General features: G+C 70.5%; 5 protein-coding genes and 1 rRNA gene. All 6 read right to left on the minus strand.

The features are described 5' to 3' along the window. Positions 1-102 precede the first annotated feature (102 nt). Complete coding sequence (locus tag ABZW10_RS23355; RefSeq protein WP_355369029.1) at positions 103-882, minus strand: DUF881 domain-containing protein; 780 nt, start codon at positions 880-882, stop codon at positions 103-105. Between the two features lie 304 nt (positions 883-1,186). Continuing rightward, positions 1,187-1,519, minus strand: coding sequence for a small basic family protein (locus ABZW10_RS23360; protein ID WP_344340336.1), 333 nt, complete (start codon positions 1,517-1,519; stop codon positions 1,187-1,189). After that, the gene (locus ABZW10_RS23365; protein WP_355369015.1) at positions 1,516-2,649 is read right to left on the minus strand and encodes a DUF881 domain-containing protein; all 1,134 of its coding nucleotides are present in this window, start codon (positions 2,647-2,649) and stop codon (positions 1,516-1,518) included. Before ABZW10_RS23365 ends, ABZW10_RS23360 begins: the two co-directional genes overlap by 4 nt. A 141-nt stretch (positions 2,650-2,790) precedes the next feature. Beyond that, on the minus strand, positions 2,791-5,286 hold the full coding sequence (locus tag ABZW10_RS23370; protein WP_355369017.1) for a mannose-1-phosphate guanyltransferase: 2,496 nt from the start codon (positions 5,284-5,286) through the stop codon (positions 2,791-2,793). Positions 5,287-5,410: 124 nt separating this feature from the next. Then, positions 5,411-6,031 carry a CDP-alcohol phosphatidyltransferase family protein gene (locus ABZW10_RS23375; RefSeq protein ID WP_355369019.1) on the minus strand — a complete coding sequence of 207 codons (621 nt, stop codon included), beginning with the start codon at positions 6,029-6,031 and terminating at the stop codon, positions 5,411-5,413. A gap of 97 nt (positions 6,032-6,128) precedes the next feature. Further along, positions 6,129-6,219, minus strand: a 5S ribosomal RNA gene (gene rrf / locus ABZW10_RS23380); the annotation flags it as partial.

Consider the following 6,219-nt stretch of genomic DNA (forward strand, 5'->3'; position numbering starts at 1 on the left):
TGCGTGTGACAAACCCGCCCGTGGGGCAGGGTGAGAACCTCGGACAGGATGCGGGCCCGGTCGTGGATCGGGCCGGCTGGAGCGGCGCTCCGAACGTGACGGTCACTTCGGAGCCGGTTTGGCGTACTGCGGCGTCTTCGGATCGACGATGGCGTCGACGACCACCTTCTGCTGCGGGGAGATCGTCGCGCGAGCCTGGTGGCTCTCCAGGGTACGGACCACGCCTCCCGGAATGTTCAACGCGGGCGTGAGGTCCTGCGGGTTCCCCACGACGGTGAAGCGGTAGGGCGCCGAGACCTTCTTGCCGTCGATCTGCACACCGCCGCCGGACACGTCCGTGAAGTAGGTGTTGACCACCACGCGCACATCGTTGATCTGAATCGCCTCCGCCCCCGCCGCTCGGAGTTCCTGCAGGGTGTCCAGCAGCATATCTGCCTTCACCTGCCCTTGGGGATCATCGACCGTCAGTACGATGCCCGGACCGGTGGCCCGGACGGTCCCGGCGAGGACGCCGAGTTCCGTCGCCTTCTTCCTGGTCTGCTCCTGGGCCTCCTTGGCCTGGTTGGAGCTGTTCTCCAACTTGGCCAGGGACTGCTCCAGCTCCGCCTTCTCCTGCTGGAGACGCTGCTGACGGCTGTCCAGTTCGTCGAGGATGCGGACCAGGTCCTCCTGGCGCGCGCCGCGCAGCTGGCTGTGGTGGTCGTTGGTCGAGCGGACCTGGATCGCCAGGCCCAGGCCGAGCGAGAACAGCAGCAGGGCCACCACCAGCTGACCGCGCGACAGCCGCGGCGGCCACAGCGCGGCCATCAGCCGGCGCCGCCCGGCGTGCCGGTCGACGGTGTGGGCGGACACCGACATCGGAGCGTGCTCGGGCTCCTCCAGGTCGTCCTCGGGCTCCGGCTCCTCCTCGGCCTCCGGCGCCACGGCGTCCGACCCGGCGTCCAGGACGGGCGTCCGTGCCGTCACCTCCGGCGCACGCGCGGGCGCGGGCGTCACCCCGGGGGCGCGCCCGGGACCGGACGGGACGACCACGGCCACGGGCTCGACCGCGGCCACGGGCTCGGCCTCGGGCTCGACCGGCGCGCCCACCGCCTCGACCTCCGACCTTTCCCCTCGCTTCTCGTCCTGCACGACTTCTCCCGCCGATCCGTCCACTTTCTCCTCCGCCGCGCGCCCGCGGTCCGGCTCAGGCACGGAAGACATGGCGCCGGATCGCCGCGGCGTTGGAGAAGATGCGGATGCCGAGCACGACGACCACGCCCGTGGACAGCTGCGAGCCGACGCCCAGCTGGTCGCCGAGGAAGACGATCAGCGCCGCCACCACCACGTTCGAGAGGAACGAGACGAAGAACACCTTGTCGTCGAAGATCCCGTCCAGCATCGCGCGGACGCCGCCGAACACCGCGTCCAGCGCCGCCACCACCGCGATCGGCAGGTAGGGCACCACGGCGTCGGGCACCTCGGGCTGGACGAAGAGTCCGACGACGACCCCGATCACGAGACCCAGTACGGCAATCACGGTGTAGCGGCTCCTGTCGCTGCGGCGGGCGACCCAGTGGTCGCGGTGGGCGGGTGGGAGGTGGTGGTCCTGCTGGGCGGGGCACTCGGCGAGCGCTTGCCGCTCGCCTTCGGCGACGGCGAGGCCTCGGCGGACGGGCTTCCCGTCGACGGCGCGCCGGCCGTGGGGCTCCCGCTCGGGGCGCCGGTCCCGCTCGCGCCCGGACTCGCGCCCGGACTCGCGGAGCCGCTCGAGCCCGCGCTCGGCGAGGCCTCGGGGGTGGCGGGCTGGACGGTCCGCAGCGTGACGCCGACGGCCGCGGGCAGCGTGAGGCCCTTCTGCGGCGAGATCGTCGACTTGATGCCGTACTTCTCCTGCAGCAGCCGCAGGTACTGACCCGCCATGGCGTTCTCGAAGGCGCTCACCATCCGCGGCCCGTCCCCGAGCGCCTGCACCGTGTACGGCGGCACCAGCGGCCGGTTGTCCACCAGGACGGCCTCACCGGCCGCGCGGATCGCCGAGAGCGCGGTGAGCCGCTGGCCGTTGATCGAGACGGCCTCCGCGCCCGAGGCCCAGAGTCCGTTCACCACCAGCTGCAGATCGCGGTCGCGCAGCCGCCCGCTGTTGGAGAAGCCCTGGCCGGCGCGCGGGTCGACGTTCCCGCCCGCACCGGTGCCGGCCGCGTCCTCCACCACCAGCTTCACACCGGGCCCGGTCACCTCACCGAGGCCCACCGCGCCGACCACCGCCGCCGCTTCGGTGTCGCCCGAGGCGAGCGCCTGCTGCTGGGTGGTCTCGACCTTCCGGCGCAGGTCCTGGACCTGCTGCTGGAGGTGGTCGGCCGAGCCGTTGGCGTCGTTGATCCGGTGGATCAGCGCGTCGCGCTCCTTGGCGAGCGTCGGCTCCGCCTTGTGCGCGTTCACCGCCCCGACCGTGACGACCGCGCCGACGAGCGCCAGTCCCGCCCCCAGCGTCAGCGCCCCGCGCAGGGTCCCCGGTATCCGGTACGGGCCGTCCCCGCCCCGCGCGGCCGCCGCCTCGGCGTAGCCCTCGTCCAGGCTGTGGTCCATCACGTTGGTCAGCAGGGACATCGAGGCATCCGGACGGCTGAACCGTCCACTGCTGGCACCCTGCCCCGGCGTCGCTGACATGGGGACCATCGTCCCATGTCGCGCGAGGGCCCGGCGCACGCCCCCTGACCTGCACACATGCCAAACCCGGCGGACCGTGACCAACCGCCCGAAACGGACAGCGGGGCGGGACGGCCACCGCCGTCCCGCCCCGCCCCGGGCTCACCGCCCGGCGCCGTCGACCACCGCCGCCCACTCGTCGAGCAGGGCCTCGCTCGCCGCGTCGTCCGGGCCCTCGGCCCACAGGTGGGTGACCGCCTCGGCCGGGTCCGGCAGGACCAGCGTCCAGCGCCCGTCCGTCTCCACCACCCGGACGCCGTCCGTGGTGTCCAGCCGCCGGCTGCCGGCCGCCTCCACCACCGAGCGCATCACCATGCCCTTCGCCGCCCACGGCGTCGCGATGTCCCGCCGGCGGATGTGCGCCTGCGGGATCCGCGCGTCGATCTGGCTCAGCGTGAGCTGGGTGCGGGCCACCAGGCCGACCAGCCGGACGAACGCCGCCGCCCCGTCCAGCACCCCGCTGAACTCGGGCACCACGAAACCGCCGCGCCCGTCGCCGCCGAACACCGTGCCCTCGGCGGAGGCCGCCTTGGCCAGGTCGTCCGGCGTCGTGGTGGTCCAGATGACCTGGGTGCCGTGGTACGCCGCGACCTGCTCGGCGATCCGGGTCGTCGTGACCGGCAGCGCCACCTGCCCGCTCCGCCGCTCGGCCGCGACCAGGTCCAGCAGGACCAGCAGCGCCCGGTCGTCGTCGATCACCCGGCCCAGCTCGTCCACGAAGGCCACCCGCTCGCCCACCGGGTCGAAGCGCACGCCGAAGGCCGCACGCGAGGAAGCGACCAGTTCCCCGAGCCGGGCCAGCCCGGCCCGCCGCTCCTCGGCGTCCTCGGTGGGCCGCGACTCGTCGAGCCCGCTGGAGACGGTCAGCGCCTCCACCCCGAGCCGGCCGAGGATGCTCGGCAGGACGAGCCCCGCACTGCCGTGCGCGGTGTCCACGACCACCTTCAGCCCCGCCTCCCGCACGCCCGTGATGTCCACGGTCCGCAGCAGGTTGCCCGCGTAGGAGTCGAAGACGCTGGACGGGAAGGTGAGGTCGCCGATCTCCCCGGGGAACGCCCGGCGGTACTCCTGCCGCGCGTACACGCGGTCGAGCTTGCGCTGGCCGGCCTGGGACAGATCGGCCCCCCGCTCGTCGAAGAACAGGATGTCCAGCGAGTCCGGCACCCCGGGGGTGGTCCGCAGGAAGATCCCGCCCGCGCTGCCCCGCGCCGTGTGCTGCCGGGCCACCGGCATCGGCACGTTCTCCAGGTCGCGGACGTCGATCGCGCTGGTCTGCAGGGCCGAGATCATCGCCCGCTTGAGCGCGCGCGCACCACGCGAGTGGTCACGCGCGATGGTGACGGTCGCCCCCTTCTTCAGCGTCGTCGCGTACGCCCCGGCCAGCCGGACGGCCAGCTCCGGGGTGATCTCGACGTTGAGGATGCCGGAGACGCCGCGCACCCCGAAGAGGTGCTCCTGCCCCCGGGACTCCCAGATCACCGAGGTGTTGACGACGGCGCCGGCCTCGATCGTCTTGAACGGGTAGACCCGGACGTTGGCCGCGATGATCGACTCCTCGCCGACCAGGCACTCGTCCCCGATCACCGCGCCGTCCTCGATCCGCGCGGCCCGCATCACATCGGTGTTCTTGCCGACGACGCAGCCGCGCAGATTGCTCTGCGGCCCGACGTACACGTTGTCGTGCACGACCGCTCTGTGCAGGAAGGCGCCGCGCTTCACCACGACGTTGCTGCCGAGCACGGTGTGCTCGCGGATCTCCACCCCGGCCTCGACCTTGGCGTAGTCGCCGATGTACAGCGGACCGCGCAGCACCGCCTCCGGGTCCACCTCGGCGCCCTCGGCCACCCAGACGCCCGGGGAGATCTCGAACCCGTCGAGCTCGACGTCGACCTTGCCCTCCAGGACGTCCGCCTGGGCCTTGCCGTAGCTCTCGTGGGTGCCCACGTCCTCCCAGTAGCCTTCGGCCACGTAGCCGTAGACCCGCTTGCCCTCCTTGAGCAGCTGCGGGAACACGTCACTCGACCAGTCCACCGATTCGCCGGCCGCGACGTAGTCGAAGACCTCGGGCTCCATCACATAGATGCCGGTGTTCACCGTGTCCGAGAAGACCTGCCCCCAGGTCGGCTTCTCCAGGAAGCGCTCGACCCGGCCCTCGTCGTCGGTGATGGTGATCCCGAACTCCAGGGGGTTCGGCACCCTGGTGAGACAGACGGTGACCAGTGCGTTCTTACTGCGGTGAAACTCGATCAATTCCGAGAGGTCGAAGTCCGTCAACGCGTCGCCGGAGATCACCAGAAAGGAGTCGTCCTTGAGAGCGTCCTCGGCGTTCTTGACACTCCCCGCAGTGCCTAGTGGGGTCTCCTCGTTCGCATAGGTGAGATGCATGCCCAGCTCTTCGCCGTCACCGAAGTAGTTCTTCACCAGTGAGGCCAGGAACTGGACGGTCACGACGGTGTCGGAGAGACCGTGCCGCTTCAGCAGCCGAAGCACGTGCTCCATGATCGGCCTATTGGCGACCGGAAGCAGCGGCTTCGGCATGCTGGAGGTCATCGGGCGAAGTCGAGTGCCTTCGCCCCCTGCCATAACAACGGCTTTCATTACGGGTGCGTCCTCCTTCGCGGTGGTGGGCCCTGCGGGTCCATCAAACCGTTCCAGAGGTGGTCTACCCGGAAGGTATGGTCCGACGCACCGTGGCGTCGTGGGAATTCTCTCAGATCACGTCTCAGACCGTGGACACCGAGGAGCCGGCGTCGCCGCGGATGATCTGCCGCGCCTGGACCGCGTAGAGAATGGCGGCCCACCAGTAGAGCACCGTGCCCCACCAGATGAACGCCCAGCTCACGACCTCGGCCGGCTGCGCGATCCAGGTGTCCCCGGAACCGAGCAGCAGAAGCGGAAAGGCGTACATCAGATTGAATGTCGCGGCCTTCCCCAGGAAACTCACCTGCAACGGTCCGTAGCCGTGCCGGTTGAGAATCGGCAGAAGCGCCGCGATAAACACCTCACGGGCCAGCAGGATCGCCGTCAGCCACCACGGCAGGATCTCACGCCAGGTCAGACCGACCAGGGTGGAGAACACATAGAGCCGGTCCGCCAGCGGGTCGAGCAGCTGCCCCACCCGGCTGATCTGACCCCACCGCCGGGCGAGTTTCCCGTCCAGGTAATCACTGATGCCACTGAGCATCAGAATCAGCAAGGCCCAACCGTCGTTGTTCGGTCCGTCGAACACCGGCCAGAGGATCAGCCAGAGGAAGAGCGGAACACCGACCAGCCGGCCCATGCTCAGCAGGTTGGGGATGGTGAGGACGCGATCGGTCTGGACCCGCGTCTCCTGGACCTCCACCCGGGGGCCTCCTGTCACGTATAGCAACTACTGCATGTTGACCTTACAACAGAGAAGCCCCCGACCGATGACCGGCGGGGGCTTCTCCAGAATATTTGTTCGGCGGCGTCCTACTCTCCCACAGGGTCCCCCCTGCAGTACCATCGGCGCTGTGAGGCTTAGCTTCCGGGTTCGGAATGTAACCGGGC

Source organism: Kitasatospora sp. NPDC004723, assembly GCF_040609255.1.
GTDB lineage: Bacteria > Actinomycetota > Actinomycetes > Streptomycetales > Streptomycetaceae > Kitasatospora.